The following is a 21,401-nucleotide window of genomic DNA, read 5'->3' as shown; positions in this document are numbered from 1 at the left end:
ATGCCGGAAGCTCCGATGAATATAATGAAGATAAGTGAAATATGGAACTAGCGGTGAACCAGTTGAACGGAGGAGATCATCATGGAATTATTAGAAGAAATCATGCTGCTGCACAAGGGCGGCAAGCTGGAGACAACTCTGAAGAACCCGATCCGGTCCAAAGAAGACCTGTCCAAGGTATACACCCCGGGAGTAGCGAAGGTCTGCCAGGCAATTGCCCAGGATCAGGCACAGGCGTATGAGCTTACCACGAAAAAAAATACGGTAGCTGTCGTATCCGACGGAACCGCTGTGCTGGGACTTGGCGACATCGGCCCGAAGGCGGCCATGCCGGTAATGGAAGGTAAAGCGGCACTCTTCAAGCAGTTTGCGGATGTGGACGCTGTGCCGATCTGCCTGGACACCAAGAGCACGGAAGAGATTATTGCCATTGTTAAGGCGCTGGCCCCAACCTTCGGCGGCATTAACCTGGAGGATATCTCCTCCCCGCGCTGCTTCGAGATCGAGAGCCGGCTGAGAGCGGAGCTGGACATTCCGGTCTTCCATGATGACCAGCACGGGACGGCGATTGTGGTCACGGCCGGACTGTTGAACGCGCTGAAGGTCTGCGGCAAGGATATTAAGGATGTGAAGATTGTAGTTAACGGCATCGGTGCAGCAGGGATTTCTGTCTCCAAAATGCTGCTGCACGCCGGAGCCGTGAACCTGATTGGCGTGGACCGGGAAGGCGCAATCAACCGGCTGGCCGAGTATGAGCGCAGCCACTGGAGCGATTATGCCCAGATTACGAATCCTTATATGGAAATCGGAAGTCTGTCCGATGTCATTAAGGGTGCAGATGTCTTCATCGGAGTCTCTGCACCGGATGTGCTGAAGCTCGAAGATGTGCTGAACATGGCCAAAGACCCGATTGTGTTCGCCATGGCGAACCCGACCCCGGAGATTGATCCTGTGATTGCCGCGCCGCATGTAAGAGTGATGGCGACTGGCCGCTCCGACTTCCCGAACCAGATTAACAATGTACTGTGCTTCCCGGGAATATTCAGAGGGGCGCTGGACTGCGAGGCTACAGACATCAATGACGATATGAAGCTGGCAGCAGCAGAGGCCATTTCCTCAGTGATTGACCCGGCCGAGCTGCATGAGAATTATATCATTCCCGATGCCTTCGATCCGCGCGTGGTCGAGAGAATCCGCATGGCTGTAGCCGAAGCTGCCTTCAAAAGCGGCGTAGCCCGCAAAAACCTGATGGTTGGCATTAACTGATACAGATACGGACTTAGACACAGATAAGCAAGCACACTATATGCACACTTAAGGCAGGCTCACGGATGAGCCTGCCTTTTTTTGTAACTGATGGAGTTGTCCCCGCCCCCACCCCCACCCCCACCTCAAGAAGCCTGCTCAAACTGGCTGTTATACAGCTCCGCATAGAAGCCGTTCTTCGCCAGCAGTTCATTATGGCTGCCGCTCTCCAGGATGTCGCCGTCCTTCAGCACAAGGATCACATCGGCATTCTTGATCGTGGACAGCCGGTGGGCAATGACGAAGGAGGTCCGGCCTTCCATCAGCTGGTCCATCGCCTGCTGGATCAACAGCTCGGTCCGGGTATCCACAGAGCTGGTGGCTTCATCCAGAATGAGCATCGGCGCATCCTTCAGCATGGCGCGGGCGATGGTGAGCTGCTGCTTTTGTCCGGCAGACAGATTGATCTTGTCGTTCAGAACGGTGTCGTACCCGCCGCTTAAGGTCTGAATGAAGTGATGCAGGCCCACAGCCTTACACGCTTCCTCCAGCTTAATGTCCGTAATATTCTGCTGATTATAGACCAGATTCTCGCGGATCGTGCCCTCGAACAGCCAGGTATCCTGCAGCACCATGCAGAACTGGTCATGAATATTCTCTCTGGTCAGGCTGCTGATTGGCATATCATCAATATAAATCTCCCCGCCGGTCAGCTCATTGAACCGGGTCAGCAGATTCACAAGCGTGGTTTTGCCTGCACCGGTTGGACCGACGATGGCTACCTTTTGCCCGGGCGCGACTTCTGCCGAGAAATCCTTGATCACCAGCTTCTCCGACCCTTCATAAGCGAATTTCACCCCGTCGAACCGGACCTTGCCTTGGGCAGCAGGCAGCTTCTGCGTTTTGCCGCTCTCATCGGCCATTTCCGCTTCTTCCAGGAATTCAAATACGCGTCCTCCGGCGGCGGAGGCGAGCTGCAGATTCTGCGCCGCCTGGGCGATCTGCGACAATGGCTGGGTGAAATAGCGCACATACATAATGAATGCGACGATCACCCCGAAGGAGATGGTGCCCTTCAGCGTCAGCACCGCGCCCACGATACAGACGGCGACGTAGCCGAGATTCCCGATGAAGTCCATCAGCGGCTGCATCAGCCCGGAGAGAAACTGGGCCTTGAACGCGCTTCTCTTCAGCCCCTCGTTCAATTCCTGGAAGGTGCCCTGCATCTGCGCTTCGCCGTTATAGGCTTTTACCACCTGATGTCCGGTATAGACCTCTTCGACATGACCGTTGATTTTCCCCAGATATTCCTGCTGCCCGGCAAAATACTTCTGCGATTGCTTCATAATCACCGTAATCAGGGCAAAGCCGGTGATAGTCGCTGCGATAGCGGTCAGGGTCATTACGACATTCGTGCGCAGCATCAGAATCATCGAGCCGGTGAACATGGCTGCCGCAGTTACGATCATCGCCACACTCTGGTTCATCGCTTGCCCGATGCTGTCCACATCGTTCGTCACCCGGGAGAGAATATCCCCTGTAGCGGATTTGTTGTAGTAGGAGAGGGGGAGGCGGTTTATTTTGTGCGCCAGATCGGTTCGTAACCCCTTCGTGACCTTCTGGGTCACATAAGACATGATCAGCCCCTCAGTAAGTGACAACACCCAACTGATGCCGTAAATCACAGCAAGGGTCAAGCCAATGGCGGCAATCCCCTGCATATCGATCCCGCCTGCGATACCAGCCGTAATCTTGTCGGTAATCTCCGCCAGCATCTCCGGGCCGAGCAGCGTCAGCACCGTTCCGCCAGCCGCGCTCAGCAGGGCAATCGCCATGACCGGAACATATTTGCGGCAATAGCGGAGCAGCTTGCTCCAGGTGTTCTGTCTTGTGTTCTTAGTTCGCATTAGGCAAGCTCCTCCTTGGTCAGCTGGGAATAAGCAATCTCCTGATAGACGGGGCAGGTCTGCATTAATTCGTCATGGGTGCCTTTTCCGGCGATCCGCCCTTCTTCGAGCACAATGATCGTGTCGGCGTCCTTGATCGTCCCGATGCGCTGGGCTACGATCAGCTTTGTCGCGCTTCGGGCGTCCTTCTTCAGCCCGCTGCGCAGCTTGCGGTCGGTCTTGTAGTCCAGCGCCGAGAACGAATCGTCGAAGATGAGCAGCTCCGGCCGCCGGGCGATCGCTCTGGCAATAGATAAACGCTGCTTCTGTCCGCCGGACAGATTGGAGCCGCCCTGCGCGATATGGGCATCATAGCCGCCCTCCAGCTTGTCCACGAACTCTGAGGCTTGCGAGGTGTAGGCGGCATCTGTGATATCCGATGAGAGAATCTCCCCGGAACCGGAGCCCTTCCCGCCAAAAGCAATATTAGACGCAACCGTCCCGCCAAACAGCACCGCCTTCTGCGAGACATAGCCCATGATGCTGCGCAGCATCTGCTGGTCATATTCCTTGACATTGATCCCCTTGATCAGCACCTCGCCTCCGGTAGCATCGTAGAAGCGGGGGATTAGGTTGATGAGTGTGCTTTTGCCGCAGCCTGTTGATCCGATAAAAGCCACCGTCTCCCCGCGCTTCACCGTGAAGCTGATGTTCCTAAGCACCTCCTCCTCCGCACCAGGGTACTTGAAGCTGACCTCCCTGAACTCCAGCTCCGTCTCACTATCCGCAGGGAAGCGGGTAACCGGTCCGTTCTTCAGGCGGGGTGCCGTCTCCAGCACCTCCTGAATGCGCACAGCCGATACCTGGGCCCGGGGCAGCAGAATGAAGATCACAATCAGCATCATAAAAGCCATCACCACCTGCATCGCATACGATGAGAACACGATCATATCCGAGAACAAGCCCAGCCGGGCAGGCACATCTGCGGCCTGGATAAGCAAGGCCCCGATCCAATAGATCGAGAGGCTGAGTCCGCTCATGATCAGCGAGATACTTGGCATCAGCGTGGTCATGACATTGTTCGCGAACAGATTGGTGCGGGTCACCTCGTCGTTCACAGCAGCGAATTTCGCTTCCTGATACCGTTCGGCATTGTACGCCCGGATCACCTGGAGACCGTTCAGATTCTCTCTGGAGGCCCGGTTCAGGTTGTCGGTCAGCTTTTGCAGCTTGGTGAATTTAGGCAGCGCCAGCGCGATGCTGACGGCGACGAGCAAGACCAGCAGGCCAACCGAGACACCTGTGGCGAGCGACCATTGCCAGCTTTTCCCCGTAATCTTCAGAATCGCCCAGACGGCAAGGATAGGGGCCTTGACCAGCATCTGCAGGCCGATCACAATCAGCATCTGAACCTGGGTGATATCATTTGTGGAGCGGGTTATCAGGCTGGGTGTGGAAAAGCTGCTGATCTCCTCCATCGAGAAGGACTGCACCTTGTCGAACAGTTTCGCGCGCAGTCTTGCAGACAAGCCGGAGGCAATCCGGGCGGCAATCCCGGCCACCACGATGGAGGTGGCGACGCTGCCGAGCGCGCATAACAGCATCCAGGTACCGGCGGTCAGAATCTCGCGCAGCTCGCTGCCCGGAGTCTGCACCAGCCGGGTAATCTCGCTCATGTAGCCGGGCAGCTCCAGATCCAGCCACACCTGCGCGCTAATGAACATCAGGCTGATGGCAAATAAGAACCATTCTCCGCGCTCCAGATTCTTCAGTATTCTCAGCATAAGAATGACTCCTTTACGTTAGGTTGCTGTAATCGTAAGGGAGAATGATAAACTGAACATTAACTTTGCGGGCTGTGCGGCTGGTTATGGAGATGGGAAATCGGGTAATGAACGGGAGATTTATGAAGCCGGATTGTCCAAAAGTACATAATTATAGAAAGCGGAGTGAACACAATGAGCGAAGAAGTGGAAGCGATCGGCTGGGATGCCATCGAGGAACAGATGACGAGACTGTACGGGGAACAGAAGCCGAAGCATTATGCGGCTATGCTGCCGTATTCGCTGGGGGGCAATGATCCGCTGAACGGAATCAGCGCGTATGAAGCGGAGCGGCCGTATCCGCATTGGCATTTCGTGACCTTCGGCTTCTCCGAGCTGTTCGAGAAGGAGTCCGAGGACCCTGAATACAGCGGCTACGGCTTCGAGCTGACCTTCCGGCTGGCGCGCAGCCCCGGTGAGCAGGAGCCTCCCGCGTGGGCGATTAATCTGCTGCAAAACATGGCCAGATATGTATTCTCCAGCGGCAACGTCTTCGCCTCCGGCCATCATCTGGACGCGAATGGTCCCATCTGCCTGGGGGCAGATACGCAGTTGACGGCGCTGGCCTTCACCGATGACCCGGAGCTTCCCGCCATTGATACACCTAACGGCCGGGTAGAATTCCTGCAGATGGTGGGAATCACCGCAGAGGAGCTGGAAGCGATGATGACCTGGAATACGAACGCCTTCCTCCAGGCCAGCCAGGATGTGCTGCCATTGCATATCACCGATCTTGCCCGGGATTCACTGCTCCGGTTGCCGGCGATCCAGGAGGCGGTGCGCCAGGGGATAACGCGTGACGGTTCGAAGACAGGTATGCTGTATGTGGATGAACTGGGCTATGAGCCTGCCAAAAACCGGCTGCTGGGCGCAGCCCCAGCCGTCCTGACTATCGGTGCTCGGCAGGCACCGGTCATTGCCAAGCTGCTGCGCGGCCGTCTGCTGAAGGGCGTGCCGCTGACGCTGACCAGCAGGCAGCTGCAGGTGATGCTGGAGCCGAGACCACAAAATGAGAGTGTGGTCAACCCGGAATTCGTCAGCATCGGCCTCACAGACGAGGCGGTCCTGGAGCTGGAGACAAAGCTCCAGCCCAAGGAGGGTGAGTTCCGGCTGTCCGCCGCCAAAGACCTGAAGATACAGATCCGCAAGACGTACATCAAGGATCAGGAGGGCAATGTCGTCGAGGTTATCGGCTGACCGGTGCTGACGGAAGCTGTGTGGAAGCGGGGAGCAGCAGCGTGAAGGTGGTCCCCTCACCGGGAGCACTGTCACAGCGGATGCTCCCGCCGTGCAGCTCTGTGATTTTGCGGACAATAGACAACCCCAGCCCGTTCCCGGAAGCTGTATGCGTATCGTCCTGCTGATAGAACTTGTCGAAGATCCGGGGCAGAGCGTCCGGGCTGATGCCCGCGCCGTTATCCTGGAAAATGAACTCCATCCAATCCCCTGTATGCCTCATTGACACCCCAATCTCCCCATGCTCCGGAGTGAACTTGATCGCATTGTCCAGCAGATTGAGCCAGACCTGATTCAGCAGCTCTTTGTTCCCGTATAACATATATTCCTTGATGTTGGCTTGAAAAGAAAGCTGCTTCTGCTCGATTCGGGAATGCAGCAGCAGAATACACTGGCGGAGCTGTTCTCCGGCATTGAAGGACTCACGGTCGGTCAGAATTCTCTGGGCCTCCACCTTGGATAGGTTCAGGACATTCGTAGCCAGTGAGGCGAGGCGGGTGGATTCCTCAATGATAATGTCCAGATATTCATCCCGTTCTTCCTTGCTTAACGCGTCATCCTTAAGAATCTCCGCGAAGCCCTTAATCGACACAATTGGGGTGCGGAACTCATGCGAGAAGTTGTTCACGAAGTCCGTCCGCAGCAGCTCAATGCCGCCCAGCTCATCGGCCATCCGGTTGAAGTTGGCGGAGAGCAGCTTGAATTCCGGCGGCTTCTTCAGCTCCAGGCGGGTGGAGAAATCCCCTGCCGCCAGCCTTTCGGTTGCATCGATGAAGCTGCGCATTGTTCTCAGCATCTGGCGGCTGGCGAAGATCGAGGCGACGGTGCCGACGATCAGACAGGCAAGCACGATGATGAGGGTTAGGATTCTAATGTCCTGGAACACCGCTATATTCAGCACCCCAAAGGCGGTTAACAGATAGAGCAGAACTCCGGTGGTCAGCACAATATAGAGGAAGATTACAAATACACCGGCCGAAAAATACAGCGGATTCCCGACCCGCTCTCTCAGCTTCCTGATCATGTCCGCACCGCCTTATAGCCGAGTCCCCGGACGGAGACCAGCTCGAACTCGGGATACGTATCGAACCGCTTGCGCAGCCGGTTGATATGCACATTTACCGTTGTATCTGTTGATTCGCTGTCCATTCCCCAGATTTCGTCCATGAGCTGGATGCGGGTGAAGATCCGCTCCGGGTAGGATAACAGCTTATATAGAAGATAGAATTCCTTCTGCGGCAGCGTCTGCTTATCCCCGCCCCGGGTCACAGTTAACGTATCATAATCCAACTGAACCTGTCCGATCACCAGCTTGCGGGCGCTCGCGATCTGCGAACGGCGCAGCAGTGCCTGGATTCGCAGCAGCATCTCCTCGGTATCTACTGGCTTGGTCATGTAGTCGTCGGTTCCGAGCCGGAAGCCTTTCTTTTTATCTTCAGGGAGCAGCTTGGCCGTCACCATCAGCAGCGGAATCCGGCTACCCGCCTGCTTAAGCTCTTCAGCGAAGGCGTACCCGTCCATCTCCGGCATCATAATATCGAGTATAATCAGGCCGATGTGCCGGACTTCAAGCACCTCAAGGGCCTCGATACCATTTCCGGCGGTGACCACTTCGTAGCCTTCGCGCCGCAGGACGGCATTCATCAGCTTCCTGATATGCTTATCATCTTCTACCACAAGGATCGTTATCATAGGTTCACTCCATCGCTTGCCGTATTTCACCGCTTCTGCCCACCATTCTAATAGAAAGAGGGGCAGAAGACAAAATCTTTAGCTTATCTTTAGGCCGGGTTTAGTCTGAATTAAGATTCAGTGACTATATTAATGAGAATAGGTTGACCGCTCAAAATATAGAAACGGGAGTCGATTATGGCCAAACTGAATCTGTTCATCCGTATCTGCATCGCCGTGCTGCTGGTGCTGGGTATTATCTATGTCGGCACACTGGTGAATTTTATTTTCACGCCGGTGATTTCATTGTTTAATGTAGTGATTATTCCGTTAATGCTGGCGGTGTTCTTCAATTATCTGCTGCGGCCGCTGATCGATTATCTGGCCTCCCGCAGACTGAACCGGACGCTGGCTATTCTGCTGGTCTATCTGGTCATTGGGATTCTGCTTCTTGTGTTCACGGTGGGCGTCTGGCCTTCCCTGAGGGACCAGCTCGTGCATCTGGTCAATAATATGCCGGGCGTCCTCAGAGCGGTGGGCGACCAGTTGAACAAGCTGGAGAACAGCGATTTGCTGTCGAAGCTGATCCCGGAGGATATGAATCTGGCCAGCCAATTAATGGAATATTTGAACAAAGGCTTCTCGCTGGCTACGGGGTATGTGACGGGGCTGTTCTCTTTTGTATCCAACTTCGCCATTGTGCTGTTCACGTTCCCGATCCTGCTGTTCTACATGCTGAAGGAGGGCGGGAAGTTCGGCGGCCGGCTGGTGAGCTTCATTCCACGGCGTTACCACGAAGAAGGTGTGGGAGTGGTGGCGGAGATCGACGGCGTGCTGAGCAGCTTCATTGTCGGCCGGGTGCTGGTGAATCTGGCGCTGGGCGTCCTGATGTATCTCGGCTTCCTGATCATTGGCCTGCCGTATGCGCTGATCCTGACTCTGATCGCCGTCATCATGAATTTCATCCCGTTCATCGGGGCGATTCTGTCGACGATCCCTATCTTTATCTTCGGCCTGATCGAGTCGCCGTCCACGGCCATCTGGTCGATTGTGGTCGTGCTGGTCGCGCAGCAAATTCAGGATAACCTGGTGGCTCCTTATATTTTCGGCAAAAGCATGGACATCCACCCGATCACGACCATCCTGCTGGTCCTGGCCGGGGGCGACTTCGGCGGCATTATCGGCATCCTGATCATTATCCCGGTCTACATGATCCTGAAGATCATTGTGACCAAGATCTACGAGCTGTTCATCCGCAAACGGTGGGAGGACGAGCCGGAGCCGGCGGTGCCTATGGGACCGCCAGCGCCGGAACCGGGGCCGCAGCCGGAGGCATGAGTAATTGACACGGCAGGGAGCTGCCAGAAAAGGACCGGAACCGCCGTTGTGGCGTTCCGGTCCTTTGTTTGTAAAGACGAGATACAGTATGCTGGTGCGCGGGCCAAATGTAATCGAAAAACCGATCACATTCTACTGAGCTTACTCCCGCATCAAAAACGCCCGCGTCCGCTCCAGCTTCGGGTTGCCGAAGAGCTCCTCCGGGGTGCCTGCTTCGGCAATTTCGCCGTTGTCCATGAAGAAGATGCGGTCGGCGACATCGCGGGCGAAGCTCATCTCATGCGTGACGATCATCATCGTCATGTTCTCCTCGGCCAGCTGGCGGATGACGCGCAGCACCTCACCGGTCAGCTCGGGATCAAGCGCCGAGGTCGGCTCGTCGAACAGCAGGATCTCCGGGCTCTGCATCAGTGCCCGGGCGATAGCAACCCGCTGCTTCTGTCCGCCGGACAGGGTGGAGGGGTAGACATCAGCCTTGTCGGCCAGGCCCACCTTGGCGAGCAGCTCCCGGCTTGCCGCCTTAATCTCCTGGACGCTTTTCCGCTTCAGGGTTCGCGGGGCCAGCTCCAGATTCCCCCGCACCGTCAGATGCGGGAACAGATTGAAGTGCTGGAACACCATGCCCATGCCTGCGGTGATGTCCTTAATCGCAGCGCCGCTGGCATAATGGCCGTTCTCGACCAGTGCTTGTCCGCTGATGCGGATGCTTCCCTTGGTCACCTCTTCAAGGTGGACCAGACTGCGCAGCATGGTGCTTTTGCCGGAGCCGGAGGGCCCGATCACTGCAACCACCTCTCCAGGCTTCATATCGAAGCTTATATTTTTCAGCACACTTAGGCTGCCGAACGATTTCTGCAGTTGCGAGACTTCTATTATATTACTCATGCTGCTCATAGCCATAACAGCCTTTCTACTCGAATTTGAAACGCTTCTCCAGCGCCTTGAAGAACAACGTCAGCACCAATGTCATCAGCAGATAAATTATCCCCGCGACGACAAAAGGAACGACAGTGAAATCACGGTTCACCGCCGTTTTGGCGAAGTTCAGCAGCTCAGGCACGGCCACGGCATACAGCAGTGCGGTGTCCTTGACCAGCGTAATCGACTCGTTAGCGACCGCAGGCAACGCTACGCGGAACATCTGGGCCAGAATGACCTTGCGCAGCGTCTGCCATCTGCTAAGCCCGAGCACCTTGGCGGCTTCATGCTGGCCTTTGTCGATGGAGAGCAGGCCGCCCCGGAAGATCTCGGCGAAGTAAGCGCCGTAGTTCAGAATGAAGCCCAAGGCAGCCGCCACGAAGCGGTCCATAACCAGATATTGCCCGATCACGGGAATCTGCGGCAGGCCGAAGCAGAAGAAGAGCAATTGCAGCAGCAGCGGTGTGCCGCGCATGACGTAGATATAAGTATGGGCGATCCAGGCCAGCGGCTTGAACCGGCTTTTGGCCATCAGGGTGACCGCCATTCCGAGCGGAATGGACAACACGATCACGATGAGGAATAGCAGCACTGTGGTGCGTGCGCCTTCCAGCATCGGCCCGGAAATCTGGATAATATAATCGATATTCATGGCTTAACCGGCTCCTAAACGAACAATCTGTTGTTGGTTCACCTGACAGGTTAGTCGTGACTCCAGAGAATATTTGGACTTCCGGCCGCTGTTGTCCCCAGATTTCTTGATTAAAACCGCTGTTCGCGGATGAAATCCGGTGACTGCTGATGCTTCCGAAGCGAGCTTTCCTGCGGAAAGCTTTCAGGCGGACGCTACCGCTCCTACAGTTCCCAAATTCCCCTCCGCCACTTTCCCTGTCAGTTTAATTTCAATCAGCTAGTTCAATACTTTGTTCTCTCCGAACCATTTGGTGGAGATGTCGGCGGCGGTGCCGTCGCTGTTCAGCTCGTCCAGCGCTTTTTGCAGCTCATTCAGCAGGGCTTCATTGCCCTTCTTGATCCCGATACCATACTGCTCAGGGGCCAGCGATTCTTCCATCAGCTTGTAGGTATCCGGCTCCTTGGCTATGTAGTATCTGGCGACTACCTCATCGATGACCACTCCGTCCACACGGCCGGACTTCAGGTCGGTCAGCGCCAGCACATTATCGGTGTATTCGGACACGCCCTTCAGCGAAGCCTTCACCGGATTCGCTTCCAGGGCATCGGCAGCGGAGGAGAGGCTCTGCAGTCCGACCTCTTTGCCGGCCAGATCCTGAAGCTTGGTCAGCGAAGAGCCTGCCAGCACGACAACCACCTGGCTGTTCTCCAGATACGGCTTGGTGAATAACACCTTCTCTTTGCGCTCATCCGTAATCGTGTATCCGTTCCAGATCATATCAATCCGCCCGCTGTTCAGCTCGGATTCTTTGGCTGACCAGTCGATCGGCTGGAAGGTGACTTCCTTGCCCATTTTCTCAGCAGCCGCTCTGGCATAGTCAATATCGAAGCCGACAATCTCGTTCTTATCATCCCGGAAGCCCATCGGCGCGAACTTGTCGTCGATTCCGATCACCAGCTTGCCGTCCTTGTTCCCGGAACTGGAGCAGCCGGACAGCATGGCGACAGCCAGCACTATTAATAGTAGTAACCCTAATCCTTGCTTCTTCATCTCTCTAATCCTCCTAGTAGATTGCGTGCCGCATCCGTTGCTTTAGTTCGTTAATACGTTATCAGGCTATCATAATAGCATACCATGTGAGCTTATGTCGATAGAGTTCATAGAGACAGATGTGTCCAAAATAAATCCAATTCGCCCGCTCACGCCATACGCAAACCGCCCCCATCCCTACAGGAGCAGAGATGAAGGCGGTTACCTGAAACGGCTGGGTTAGTGTATCAGCTTACGTCTGTGTTCCACTAGTATTGCGTATTACCCGATTGACTGGTCTTGCCCGAGGCAAAGCCTTTGAATAGGGTAGGGACATTGCGGTAGCGTGTGTTGGTAATTTTGGCGGCGCTGCTGCTGCTGTCTGTACGGAAGATGGAGTCCTTCACATTCGAGATGTCGGAGCTGTCCAGCGTGAAGTTGACGGTGAAGGAGGTACCACCGTTCTGGCGGGCCAGCTTGCCGATGTCATCCGCCCTGAAATTCTTGATATTGATCGTGCCCGCAGCGTTGATCTGGAACACTTTATCGTAGGCTTTGTACGCACCTCCGCCGGTAATATTGACGGTGCCGGACGCCTTCAGCGTCAGGGCATCCTCGCCGACATCCAGCCAGGTCACATTGGAGATGGTAGCGTTGCCGTAACAGTGCACCCCGTCTGCGCCGGGAGCGCCGATGATTACATTTTTGAGCGTAGCATTCTTCTCCAGCCGGAAGATCGGCTTCTGATTCTCGGCCTGGCTGCCGTCTCCAAGCGTATTCGGGTTGGCGACGAACGTCTGGCCATTACCGTTATACGTCTGCCCTGCCGGAACGACAATCGTCGTACTAACCACAATCGGCGAGGCAGCAGAGGCCTTGGGAGGTGCAGCAACATAGAACGAGGACAGCAGGACAGCCGACAGGAGCAAGCTCATTACCTTTTTCAAAAACATTCCGCCCTTCAACATATAGTAATGGGTCCGGTTCGCCGGACCTGCCGGGAACAGAGCAGATGTGCACCTCTGCCTGCACCCGATATATAGGATATTCGGAACACGTGTGCATAGAACAATTTCCTTGTTATGAAATCAATTACCATATTTTCGACACAATTAGGCGCGGGTGGGCAGCAGGTCCAATAAGGATAACTGCCGGTGGAGGGGAACAATGGTAGAATAACAGAATAGCAGAAATGGAGGCGATCAGATTGACTCAGGAAGAGCTTATCAACGAGATCATGGATGAACAGATGCAGCGGGAGAAGGAAGACAAGGTCCGCAAGTACAAGGTGCTGAATGCCTATGTCCGCAAAGGGCAGACGGTAATGGCGGGGTCCTCGCTGATGGAATTTTTTCCGATTAATGAATTGCAGCAGACGCTGGAGAGGCAGACGATCATCTACAATCGCGGCATTGCCGGGTATGTGACCCGGGAGTTGTTGGGCGCAATGGAGGAATGTATCTTCGAGCTGGAGCCGGCGAAGCTGTTCATCAATATCGGTACCAACGACATCAGCTCTGCGGACGGGGAATACGAGCTGGAGAAGCTGCTGGCGAACTATAATGAAATTCTGACGGAGATCGGGAATAGACTGCCGGAGTGCAAGGTGTATGTCATGGCCTATTATCCGGTAAACGCCAAGGCCGATTTTCCCGGCATGGATCAGGCGGCGAAGGACAGTTACTTCCGGACCAGAACGAATGTGTCTCTGCTGGAGGCGAACCGGGCTGTGGAGCAATTAGCGTTGAAGCACGGCTATGCGTTCATTAATGTGAATGACGGGCTGACGGATGCCGAAGGGAATCTGAAGGAGGAGTACACGATGGACGGGGTTCATATGTACGGGAACGGGTACTCCGTGGTGCTCGATAATCTTAAGGCGTATTTGTAAAAAGGCAAGAGCAGAGCGGCAGGGCCTTCTGCCTTGCCTGATTCCATCAGAGCTCAGATCAGCTCCTGCCGCCGCTTTAAATACACAAACAGTACAACGCCCGCTACGGAGCAGACGGCTGCGCATAAGCCGATGAAGCCGTACCCGGCCTGAAGGCCGCGCAGCAGTCCGAGGGCGGTGGTGCGGCCATACATGGCTTTGACGGCCTCGATGACCCAGCCGATCATGTAGTTGCCGATGACGCTCCCGAGGCCCATGATGGTCACCACGAAGGTGATCGCGGTGTCGCTTCCCTTCGGGTAACGGCGGGCGATGAAGGCCATCACGGTAGGGTAGATGATTGCAATTCCTGCGCCGGATACGGCGAACAGGACGGCGAGGCGCTCCCCGCCCGCCAAGGCGGCGAAGGTGCAGACTGCGGAGAAGCCCGAGAAAATGATCAGCGACAGCACGAACCCGATCCGGTCCGTCAGCGCACCGAGCAGCAGCCGTCCGAGGGAGAACAGCAGGAAGAACGCCGACAATAAGCCGGAGGCCCGGACGGTGTCCCAGGCGTAAGCTTTTTCCAAAAAGTTCACCAGCCAGCCGCCGACCGCCAGCTCCGAGACCACGCCGAAGGTGAGGATCATCACCATCATCCACAGCGCCGGATCACGCATCAGCGTGCGGAAGGAGGTGCGGTCTTCGTGCGGCAGATCATCTCCGGGATAGGTGCTGCGCAGCGCGGTTATAATCGGCAGCAGGCAGAGCGACAGCATGACCAGATACATGCCCCGCCAGTCGAGCACATGCCCGTAGACGCTCAGTGACATCACCCCGGTCGCCAGCAGCGGCGCTACGGTCGAGCTTAATCCATAGAAGAAGTGGGATAGGTTCATCATTAGCCCGGTGTTTTTGACGAAAATACGTGCTCCCAGAATCGCCAGCCCGATCTCCAGCATCCCGTTGCCGATATACATCAGGAAGTAGGAGGAGGCGAACAGCGGATAGGTATGCGACAGGAAGATCAGCACCCCGGAGAGCACCATGGAAGCAAATGAAATAATAGTGACGGCCTTAATGCCCCATTTGCGGACCAGAATCGCGGTGAAGGAGCAGGCGATCAGATAGCCCAGAGCGTTCAGCGAGAGCAGGGTGCCGAGCTGTCCTTCATCTAACTGGAAGGCGAGCTGAATGCGCGGGATGGCGGGCCCTTTAATATTTTCTGAGATGCCAAATACCACAAAGCCCAGGAAAATAGTCACAAGCTGCATAATATAGACGGTGCCCCGTTTCTTGCCGGGTGTGCTGGCGGAATTGCCGGGTTGATCGTTCACAATAATATCCTCCTGGGTCATAATTCAGGCAATAAGTGCATTGTAGTCAGTTTCCGGTGAAAGGGCAAGAGGTAATTATCTCGTCGTATAACGCATTAAAAGCTCCTATTGGCAGGGTTCACTGACTTCCCTTCCAATACGAGCCTATAATTATGATTAAGTGAAATTCAACTGCATTGTTGCGTGATACTCAGGTTCAGGAGATTTTGACGATAGTGATCATTGCATAATTTGGAGTTCTTCCATCATAGGTCCCGGTTAGCATCGTAACACTGACATTACCGCCATTGCTAACGGCAATTTTGTCGTTGGCGTTTAAGGAGAAAATCTCTAACATGGTAACAGAATCAGAGGAACTTGCATATGCGATCGACCTGCTTACAGCTGATGGTCCAGGCCCGCTCATGAACTCAAACACTCCGTCCGTACCACTTGCAATAAAAACAGTACACGTTACTTGATAAATCCCATCTGCAGGAACTGTAAAATCTTTTGATGTGGCATCCCATGTAATACCAAGAGACTCAACTGGTGTGGCGAAATTGATTTTTTCATTTGAAGCAAGAATAACGGCTATAGCGGGAGAATCTGCAAAGCTAACGGCGTAAGCTGTTGAAAGGGTACCCGTAGCTCCGGTGACTCCTGTAACGCCGGTAAGTCCGGTTACACCCGTGAGTCCGGTGACGCCGGTAAGTCCAGTGACACCCGTGAGTCCGGTTATGCCTGTCATCCCAGTGATGCCAGTAGGCCCGGTATGGCCTGTAGCCCCTGCCCCTGAGCCTGCTGGTCCTGTTGATCCTTGTGGACCTGTTGATCCGGTAGCACCCGTTACTCCTGCTCCGGTGGGTCCAGTCATTCCAGGAGGACCTTGCTCTCCGGCAGGTCCTGTCGCTCCAGTAGCTCCTTTCTCTCCGCCGTTACCATCTCCAAGCAGTTCTTCAGAGACTAAGCGGTGTGCGGTTACCAGCTCACCTGTACTACTCTTGCCCCATACCGATATTTGGACAGGTTCAATCATATCGAAAAGATTATCAGGTGTTACAAATATAAATTCAAAACTATTAAAATCTGCGTAATAATCCTTCGTAATGACTTGATTCTCAGCAATAAAGAGTACTTCGTTAACATACATGACTCTGGCTCCTGTATTTAGATAAAACCCCTGAATGGATACTGAGGAAGCCGAGATATCATTGTTGTTAACAATTTTAACAGTAACCTGCTGAGTGGGCCTCGTCCCGTTAACCGGATTATTTTCGATCGGTCCTGTTGATAAAATGGCCATTCCTTTATCACTTCCAGTCTGTATATTTGGATTTTGTTTCAGGACACCTGCTGAGTCAGCGGCATAATCAATGATTACTATAAGCCTATTCAGGCTTCACGATTCGGTGCAGATTTAGGAGCAGGAGTGGCTATAAGCTATAAACTGACATATGAATAACATAATCAAAAACTTACTTTATAAAGGAAAGCGATCAATGAACGATCAGCCAACCTCTAGAGTAGAGGCAGCGGAATACTATCGCAGCTCGCTCGGTGTCCGCAGCTTGACCTGCTTAAATACACGGTTGAAGGTGCGGATGTTGGTGAAGCCGCATTCCAGGGCGATGTCCAGAATGCTTTTGTCGGTGGCGAGCAGCAGACGTTCCGCCTGGTTGACGCGGATGCTGTTCAGGTAGGCGACGTAGCTCATGCCTGAGATGCTTTTGAAGAAGCGGGAGAAATAGAATATGCTCATGTTGGCGTGCCTTGCGGCGTCGGCCAGGGTGATGGGCTGCATATAATGGACGTCGAGATATTCCAGCACCTCCTGCATGATCTTCATATTCGTAATCCGCCGCTTATCCTTGTGGGGATCGATGATATCCAGCGGCATATGCCTCAGAATGAGGGCACACAGCTCATGCAGCAGCCCGGTCATTAACTGCTCGTGATACGGAAGCTTGCGGGTCCGCTCCTCCAGCAGTTCCTGCATGATCGTGTGCAGCCGGCCAAGGACAAGCTCTTCTTCAGGACTGGACGGGGTGTTCTCCAAAAAAGGGGACTCCAGCCGCATATTCAGCGGCCACCCGGCCGGATACCCGATCAGCGAAGGGTTGAAAATAATCATCAGCAGCTTGGACTCGCTATTCTTGCTGTCATAATAATGGATATCGCCGCTGCTGCACACGGCCATGTCCCCGGCGCTGAGCACCTTCGTCTCCGAATTGATCCCCATGCGGATCGAACCCTCCAGCACATAGACGATCTCCAGATCGTTATGCCAGTGGGCCAGGAAATCGATATTGTGGCTGACGAAGGCGGTGAAGGGGAACGCGGACCCGTAGGTTCTGTTCTCATGAAAAGCTCTCATACCTGCTCCTGTTCTCACCATTCCCTGATTATCAGGAAGCGGTTTCAATGATTACCTGCTTTTAGGATGATGCAATCTTAAATTTAGCAAAAAATGACCACTCCTACAAGCAAAATGGCGAGATGGACTGCCCGCTATGGATTACAATGTTGACAAGAAGATTTCTGCACAACAAAGGAGAACGTGTTATGACTAAGAAGGCACTGATTGTAAAAGGCGGATGGGACGGACATGAACCGAATGAGGTGGCGGCGATTTTTGCCGGTGTCCTGATGGAAGAAGGCTTCGAGGTGGAGGTATCCGATACGCTGGACAGCTTCAACGATGCAGAAGCGCTGAAGGCGCTGGATCTGATTGTACCGGTATGGACCATGGGCGAGATCAAAGGGGAGCAGGTGTCAGCAGTGCTGGCGGCTGTCGCATCGGGCGTAGGGATTGCCGGCTGCCACGGCGGAATGTGCGACTCCTTCCGTAATAATACAGAATGGCAATTTTTGACCGGATCGCAGTGGGTGGCCCACCCGTTCAACGACGGAGTGGATTACGAAGTGAACATCGTGAAATCCGGCTCCAGCCCGATTGTCGAAGGAATGCATGACTTCAAGGTGAAGTCCGAGCAGTATTATCTGCATGTGGACCCGGCTGTGGATGTGCTGGCGACCACAACTTTTGTGATGAGCGAAGGGGAGCATTCCGCTAATGGAGTGATCACGATGCCGGTCGTCTACACGAAGAGATGGGGACAGGGCAAGGTATTCTATAACTCGCTGGGGCATCACGCGGATGTATTCGATATCCCGGAAGCCAAGGAACTGATGCGCAGAGGTTTCATATGGGCCGCAAAATAAACAATCCGGGACAAGGTGGGAAACAGCGTGCGTAAAGTAAAAGTAGGGATTGTCGGCTGCGGAAATATCAGCGGCATATATTTCGAGAATTTGACCGGAACGTTCGTGAATACGGAGGTCTATGCCTGTTCCGACCTTAATCTGGAGCGGGCTCAGCAGGCCGCCGAGCAATACGGGGTGCCGAATGTCTGGACGACAGCCGAGCTGCTGGCTTCCGAAGAGATTGAGATTGTGGTCAACCTGACCACGCCGAATTACCATTTCGATGTGTGCAAGCAGGCGCTGCTGGCCGGCAAGCATGTCTATGTGGAGAAGCCGCTGTCGCTGACGCTTGAGCATGGAACCGAGCTGGTGGAGCTGGCCAAGGAAAAAGGGCTGTTCATCGGCTGCGCGCCAGACACCTTCCTGGGAGCGGGTCTCCAGACCTGCGCCAAGCTGATTGCGGACGGTTACATCGGCGAGCCGGTGGCGGCAACCGCCTTCATGCTCTGCCACGGGCATGAGAGCTGGCACCCGGACCCTGAGTTCTATTATCAGGCGGGCGGCGGCCCAATGTTCGATATGGGCCCGTATTATCTGACAGCACTCGTATCCTTGCTGGGTCCGGCGACTACCGTATGCGGTATGACTAAGACTTCGTTCCCTACGCGGACGATTACGAGCGAGAAGAAGTTCGGCAAAGTGGTGGAGGTCGAGGTGCCTACTCATGTCGCTGGAACGATTCAGTTCGCCAGCGGTGCAGTAGCTACGATGATTACGAGCTTCGATGTCTGGCACAGCACGCTGCCGCGGATTGAAATCTACGGCTCGCTGGGCACCCTGATCGTACCGGACCCGAACACCTTCGGCGGTCCGATCCTGCTCCGTCCGGCGCACAGCGCGGAATTCCGCGAGATTCCGGTGGTCCACAGCTATTCTGAGAATAGCCGGGGTATTGGCGTGGCCGATATGGCCCGCTGTATCGAGACCGGGGAGACCCCGCGCGCGAACGGCGAGCTGGCGAACCATGTGCTGGAGATGATGCACGCCTTCCACACCAGCTCTGACTCCAAGCGCTATGCGGAGCTGACCACCACCTGTGAGCAGCCGAAGCTGCTGCCACTGGGCTTGGTTAAGGGGTATTTGGAGTGACTTTGGATTAATAGACAATTTGGAGTAACAGACAAGAGATAGCAGCACCTTTTGGCAGCGTTCTGTCCCCGGTAGCGGGGGATGGGGCGCTGTTTGTGCTGGTTTGGGACGTCCGATTTTCCTGGCCCGCATCCGCTTTTAAAATTCCCCGCTCGTCCACCTGTTTGAACTTGTATATACAGGTTTAATGAACAGCAACAAAACTTTTACTCATAATGGCGGTGTGGCTGTAAGTTCTCATATTGTTGGCGTGGCTGCAAGCATCCGTGCTGGCGATGCGGCAGGAACGTACAAAAACTGCGGAGGTGATGGGATTGAGCGAGTCCCGGCAAGCGGAGTGGTGGCACCGGTCTACGGTGTATCAGGTGTACCCCAAGAGCTTCAATGATACGACAGGGAGCGGAACGGGTGACATCAGAGGGCTGACGGAGAAGCTGGATTATCTGCAGCAGCTGGGCATCGACATTGTCTGGCTGCAGCCGGTCTATGTCTCGCCCGGACATGATAACGGTTACGATGTGGCCGATTATGAGCGGATCAACCCGGAGTTCGGTACGATGGAGGATTTCGAGGAGCTGGTGCAGGAGCTGCACCGGCGCGGCATGAAGCTGATGACGGATATTGTGGTCAATCATACTTCAACGGAGCATGAATGGTTCAGGCAGGCGATCTCCAGTAAGGAGAATCCTTACCGCGATTATTATATCTGGCGGGACCCGGCCCCGGATGGAGGCCCGCCGAACAACTGGCAGTCGAAGTTCGGAGGACCGGCCTGGCAGCTGGATGAGACGTCCGGCCAATATTATCTGACCCTGTTCGACAAGACCCAGGCGGATCTGAACTGGGAGAATGAACGGGTCCGCCGTGCGGTGAACGAGATGATGCTGTTCTGGGTAGGCAAAGGCGTGGACGGCTTCCGCATGGACGTCATCAACCTGATCTCGAAGGACCAGCGGTTCCCGGACGATGACGGAAGTGTGCCGCCGGGAGACGGACGGAAGTTCTACACTGACGGTCCCCGGGTTCATGAATTCATCCGGGCGATGTATGACGAAGTGTTCGGCCCGCATCAGATGGTTACGGTCGGGGAGATGTCCTCGACAACACTTGCGGAGTGCATCCGCTATTCCAATCCGGAGCGGCGGGAATTCTCGATGACCTTCAATTTCCATCATCTGAAGGTGGATTATCCCGGCGGCCGCAAGTGGGAGCTGATGCCTTATGATTTTGAGGCGCTGAAGCGGCTGTTCAGCGATTGGCAGACCGGGATGCAGCAAGGTGGGGGCTGGAATGCGCTTTTCTTCAATAATCATGATCAGCCGCGCGCACTTTCCCGGTTCACAGACGATGGCACTTACCGCGAAGAGAGTGCCAAGCTGCTGGCGACCACGCTGCACGGGCTTCAGGGAACGCCTTATGTCTATCAGGGCGAAGAGATCGGGATGCCCAATCCGAGATGGAGCAGCATCCGGGAATTCCGCGATATTGAGTCGCTGAACATGTACCGGATTCTCTGTGAGCAGGGAACAAGTCCTGAGGAGGCGCTGGCCGTTCTGCAGGAACGTTCCCGGGATAACGCCCGGACACCGATGCAGTGGGACGACAGCCCGAACGCCGGCTTCACCGCCGGCACGCCTTGGATTAAGGTGGATGAGCGGTACAAGGAGATCAATGTGCGCCAGGCGCTGGAGCGGCCGGATTCGATCTTCCATCATTACCGCAAGCTGATCGCGCTGCGCAAGACCTATGGCATCTTCAGCGAAGGCCTGTACCGCAGGCTCGACGAAGAACATCCTGAGGTGTACGCGTATGCGCGGACAACCGGCGGTGAGGCGCTGGTGGTGGTCTCGAACTTCAGCGCGAAGCAGCTCACGTTCCGGCTCCCGGATCAACACTGGGCGGACCTAAGCGCCTTAGGCGAGGGTAAGCTCCTGATCGGCAATACCGGGGAAGAGCCTGCTTTTGCCCAAGAAATATCCCTAAGTCCTTATGCATCATACCTGTGGCTGATCAGCCGGGCCTAGAAGAGACCGAAATTGCGGGAATGTACTTCGGACGTATTTTTGACGTTGAGCATGA

At 54.9% G+C, this 21,401-nt stretch carries 18 protein-coding genes; 7 read left to right on the top strand and 11 right to left on the bottom strand.

Features of this window, described 5'->3' with window-relative positions; genetic code table 11:
* The first annotated feature begins 81 nt into the window (after positions 1-81).
* Entirely contained in the window at positions 82-1,266 is a 1,185-nt protein-coding gene (locus tag K1558_RS05560; RefSeq protein ID WP_238650396.1) for an NAD(P)-dependent malic enzyme, read from the top strand.
* Between the two features lie 125 nt (positions 1,267-1,391).
* Here the strand turns inward: K1558_RS05560 and K1558_RS05555 are convergent, their stop codons facing one another.
* Positions 1,392-3,152, bottom strand: a complete 1,761-nt coding sequence (locus K1558_RS05555) for an ABC transporter ATP-binding protein (protein ID WP_238650395.1) — start codon at positions 3,150-3,152, stop codon at positions 1,392-1,394.
* Complete coding sequence (locus tag K1558_RS05550) at positions 3,152-4,915, bottom strand: ABC transporter ATP-binding protein (protein ID WP_238650394.1); 1,764 nt, start codon at positions 4,913-4,915, stop codon at positions 3,152-3,154. Before K1558_RS05550 ends, K1558_RS05555 begins: the two co-directional genes overlap by 1 nt.
* Before the next feature lie 174 nt (positions 4,916-5,089).
* Here K1558_RS05550 and K1558_RS05545 point away from each other — a divergent pair, with 174 nt between their 5' ends.
* Complete coding sequence (locus K1558_RS05545; protein ID WP_238650393.1) at positions 5,090-6,151, top strand: suppressor of fused domain protein; 1,062 nt, start codon at positions 5,090-5,092, stop codon at positions 6,149-6,151.
* Here the strand turns inward: K1558_RS05545 and K1558_RS05540 are convergent.
* Together K1558_RS05540 and K1558_RS05535 are read right to left on the bottom strand one after the other, a co-directional pair.
* Entirely contained in the window at positions 6,141-7,214 is a 1,074-nt protein-coding gene (locus K1558_RS05540; protein WP_238650392.1) for a HAMP domain-containing sensor histidine kinase, read from the bottom strand. The two genes, K1558_RS05545 and K1558_RS05540, sit on opposite strands and share 11 nt — an antisense overlap.
* Positions 7,211-7,882, bottom strand: coding sequence for a response regulator transcription factor (locus K1558_RS05535; protein ID WP_238650391.1), 672 nt, complete (start codon positions 7,880-7,882; stop codon positions 7,211-7,213). The genes K1558_RS05540 and K1558_RS05535 overlap by 4 nt, the downstream gene beginning before the upstream one ends.
* A gap of 177 nt (positions 7,883-8,059) precedes the next feature.
* Between K1558_RS05535 and K1558_RS05530 the strand changes: the two genes are divergently transcribed.
* The gene (locus K1558_RS05530; RefSeq protein WP_238650390.1) at positions 8,060-9,199 is read left to right on the top strand and encodes an AI-2E family transporter; all 1,140 of its coding nucleotides are present in this window, start codon (positions 8,060-8,062) and stop codon (positions 9,197-9,199) included.
* A gap of 141 nt (positions 9,200-9,340) precedes the next feature.
* Here the strand turns inward: K1558_RS05530 and K1558_RS05525 are convergent, their stop codons facing one another.
* The 4 genes from K1558_RS05525 to K1558_RS05510 form a co-directional block, all read right to left on the bottom strand.
* Entirely contained in the window at positions 9,341-10,084 is a 744-nt protein-coding gene (locus tag K1558_RS05525) for an amino acid ABC transporter ATP-binding protein (RefSeq protein ID WP_274528432.1), read from the bottom strand.
* A 25-nt stretch (positions 10,085-10,109) separates the two neighbouring features.
* Entirely contained in the window at positions 10,110-10,769 is a 660-nt protein-coding gene (locus tag K1558_RS05520; protein ID WP_238650389.1) for an amino acid ABC transporter permease, read from the bottom strand.
* 258 nt (positions 10,770-11,027) lie between these two features.
* Positions 11,028-11,801, bottom strand: a complete 774-nt coding sequence (locus K1558_RS05515) for an amino acid ABC transporter substrate-binding protein (protein ID WP_238650388.1) — start codon at positions 11,799-11,801, stop codon at positions 11,028-11,030.
* A gap of 248 nt (positions 11,802-12,049) precedes the next feature.
* Complete coding sequence (locus K1558_RS05510) at positions 12,050-12,733, bottom strand: pectate lyase (RefSeq protein WP_238650387.1); 684 nt, start codon at positions 12,731-12,733, stop codon at positions 12,050-12,052.
* A gap of 254 nt (positions 12,734-12,987) precedes the next feature.
* Here K1558_RS05510 and K1558_RS05505 point away from each other — a divergent pair, with 254 nt between their 5' ends.
* Positions 12,988-13,671: a GDSL-type esterase/lipase family protein gene (locus K1558_RS05505; RefSeq protein WP_238650386.1), complete on the top strand. Its 684-nt coding sequence runs from the start codon at positions 12,988-12,990 to the stop codon at positions 13,669-13,671.
* A 53-nt stretch (positions 13,672-13,724) separates the two neighbouring features.
* On the opposite strand, the gene K1558_RS05500 is transcribed toward K1558_RS05505, so the two are convergent.
* From K1558_RS05500 to K1558_RS05490, 3 genes are all read right to left on the bottom strand, one after another.
* Positions 13,725-14,924, bottom strand: coding sequence for an MFS transporter (locus K1558_RS05500; RefSeq protein WP_238650501.1), 1,200 nt, complete (start codon positions 14,922-14,924; stop codon positions 13,725-13,727).
* A gap of 259 nt (positions 14,925-15,183) precedes the next feature.
* Entirely contained in the window at positions 15,184-16,272 is a 1,089-nt protein-coding gene (locus K1558_RS32670; RefSeq protein WP_274528391.1) for a collagen-like domain-containing protein, read from the bottom strand.
* A gap of 237 nt (positions 16,273-16,509) precedes the next feature.
* Positions 16,510-17,343 carry an AraC family transcriptional regulator gene (locus K1558_RS05490; protein ID WP_238650385.1) on the bottom strand — a complete coding sequence of 278 codons (834 nt, stop codon included), beginning with the start codon at positions 17,341-17,343 and terminating at the stop codon, positions 16,510-16,512.
* A 188-nt stretch (positions 17,344-17,531) separates the two neighbouring features.
* Here K1558_RS05490 and K1558_RS05485 point away from each other — a divergent pair, with 188 nt between their 5' ends.
* The 3 genes from K1558_RS05485 to treC all read left to right on the top strand — a co-directional run bounded on the left by K1558_RS05485 (position 17,532) and on the right by treC (position 21,346).
* Positions 17,532-18,191, top strand: a complete 660-nt coding sequence (locus K1558_RS05485) for a ThuA domain-containing protein (RefSeq protein ID WP_238650384.1) — start codon at positions 17,532-17,534, stop codon at positions 18,189-18,191.
* Between the two features lie 27 nt (positions 18,192-18,218).
* A complete protein-coding gene (locus K1558_RS05480) occupies positions 18,219-19,322 on the top strand; it encodes a Gfo/Idh/MocA family protein (RefSeq protein WP_238650383.1) in 1,104 nt (367 codons plus the stop codon).
* Between the two features lie 314 nt (positions 19,323-19,636).
* A complete protein-coding gene (gene treC, locus K1558_RS05475; RefSeq protein ID WP_238650382.1) occupies positions 19,637-21,346 on the top strand; it encodes an alpha,alpha-phosphotrehalase in 1,710 nt (569 codons plus the stop codon).
* Positions 21,347-21,401 lie beyond the last annotated feature (55 nt).

It is taken from the genome of Paenibacillus piscarius, from assembly GCF_022234545.1.
Classification (GTDB): domain Bacteria; phylum Bacillota; class Bacilli; order Paenibacillales; family Paenibacillaceae; genus Paenibacillus_AQ; species Paenibacillus_AQ piscarius.
This window is presented reverse-complemented; position numbering and strand designations above follow the sequence as displayed.

What these genes read in the sequence shown, in the direction of transcription:
- K1558_RS05560 (WP_238650396.1), top strand. Translation starts at nt 82, where the DNA reads ATGGAATTATTAGAAGAAATCATGCTGCTGCACAAGGGCGGCAAGCTG.
- K1558_RS05555 (WP_238650395.1), bottom strand. Translation starts at nt 3,152, where the DNA reads ATGCGAACTAAGAACACAAGACAGAACACCTGGAGCAAGCTGCTCCGC.
- K1558_RS05550 (WP_238650394.1), bottom strand. Translation starts at nt 4,915, where the DNA reads ATGCTGAGAATACTGAAGAATCTGGAGCGCGGAGAATGGTTCTTATTT.
- K1558_RS05545 (WP_238650393.1), top strand. Translation starts at nt 5,090, where the DNA reads ATGAGCGAAGAAGTGGAAGCGATCGGCTGGGATGCCATCGAGGAACAG.
- K1558_RS05540 (WP_238650392.1), bottom strand. Translation starts at nt 7,214, where the DNA reads ATGATCAGGAAGCTGAGAGAGCGGGTCGGGAATCCGCTGTATTTTTCG.
- K1558_RS05535 (WP_238650391.1), bottom strand. Translation starts at nt 7,882, where the DNA reads ATGATAACGATCCTTGTGGTAGAAGATGATAAGCATATCAGGAAGCTG.
- K1558_RS05530 (WP_238650390.1), top strand. Translation starts at nt 8,060, where the DNA reads ATGGCCAAACTGAATCTGTTCATCCGTATCTGCATCGCCGTGCTGCTG.
- K1558_RS05525 (WP_274528432.1), bottom strand. Translation starts at nt 10,084, where the DNA reads ATGAGTAATATAATAGAAGTCTCGCAACTGCAGAAATCGTTCGGCAGC.
- K1558_RS05520 (WP_238650389.1), bottom strand. Translation starts at nt 10,769, where the DNA reads ATGAATATCGATTATATTATCCAGATTTCCGGGCCGATGCTGGAAGGC.
- K1558_RS05515 (WP_238650388.1), bottom strand. Translation starts at nt 11,801, where the DNA reads ATGAAGAAGCAAGGATTAGGGTTACTACTATTAATAGTGCTGGCTGTC.
- K1558_RS05510 (WP_238650387.1), bottom strand. Translation starts at nt 12,733, where the DNA reads ATGTTTTTGAAAAAGGTAATGAGCTTGCTCCTGTCGGCTGTCCTGCTG.
- K1558_RS05500 (WP_238650501.1), bottom strand. Translation starts at nt 14,924, where the DNA reads ATGCAGCTTGTGACTATTTTCCTGGGCTTTGTGGTATTTGGCATCTCA.
- K1558_RS32670 (WP_274528391.1), bottom strand. Translation starts at nt 16,272, where the DNA reads ATGGCCATTTTATCAACAGGACCGATCGAAAATAATCCGGTTAACGGG.
- K1558_RS05490 (WP_238650385.1), bottom strand. Translation starts at nt 17,343, where the DNA reads ATGAGAGCTTTTCATGAGAACAGAACCTACGGGTCCGCGTTCCCCTTC.
- K1558_RS05485 (WP_238650384.1), top strand. Translation starts at nt 17,532, where the DNA reads ATGACTAAGAAGGCACTGATTGTAAAAGGCGGATGGGACGGACATGAA.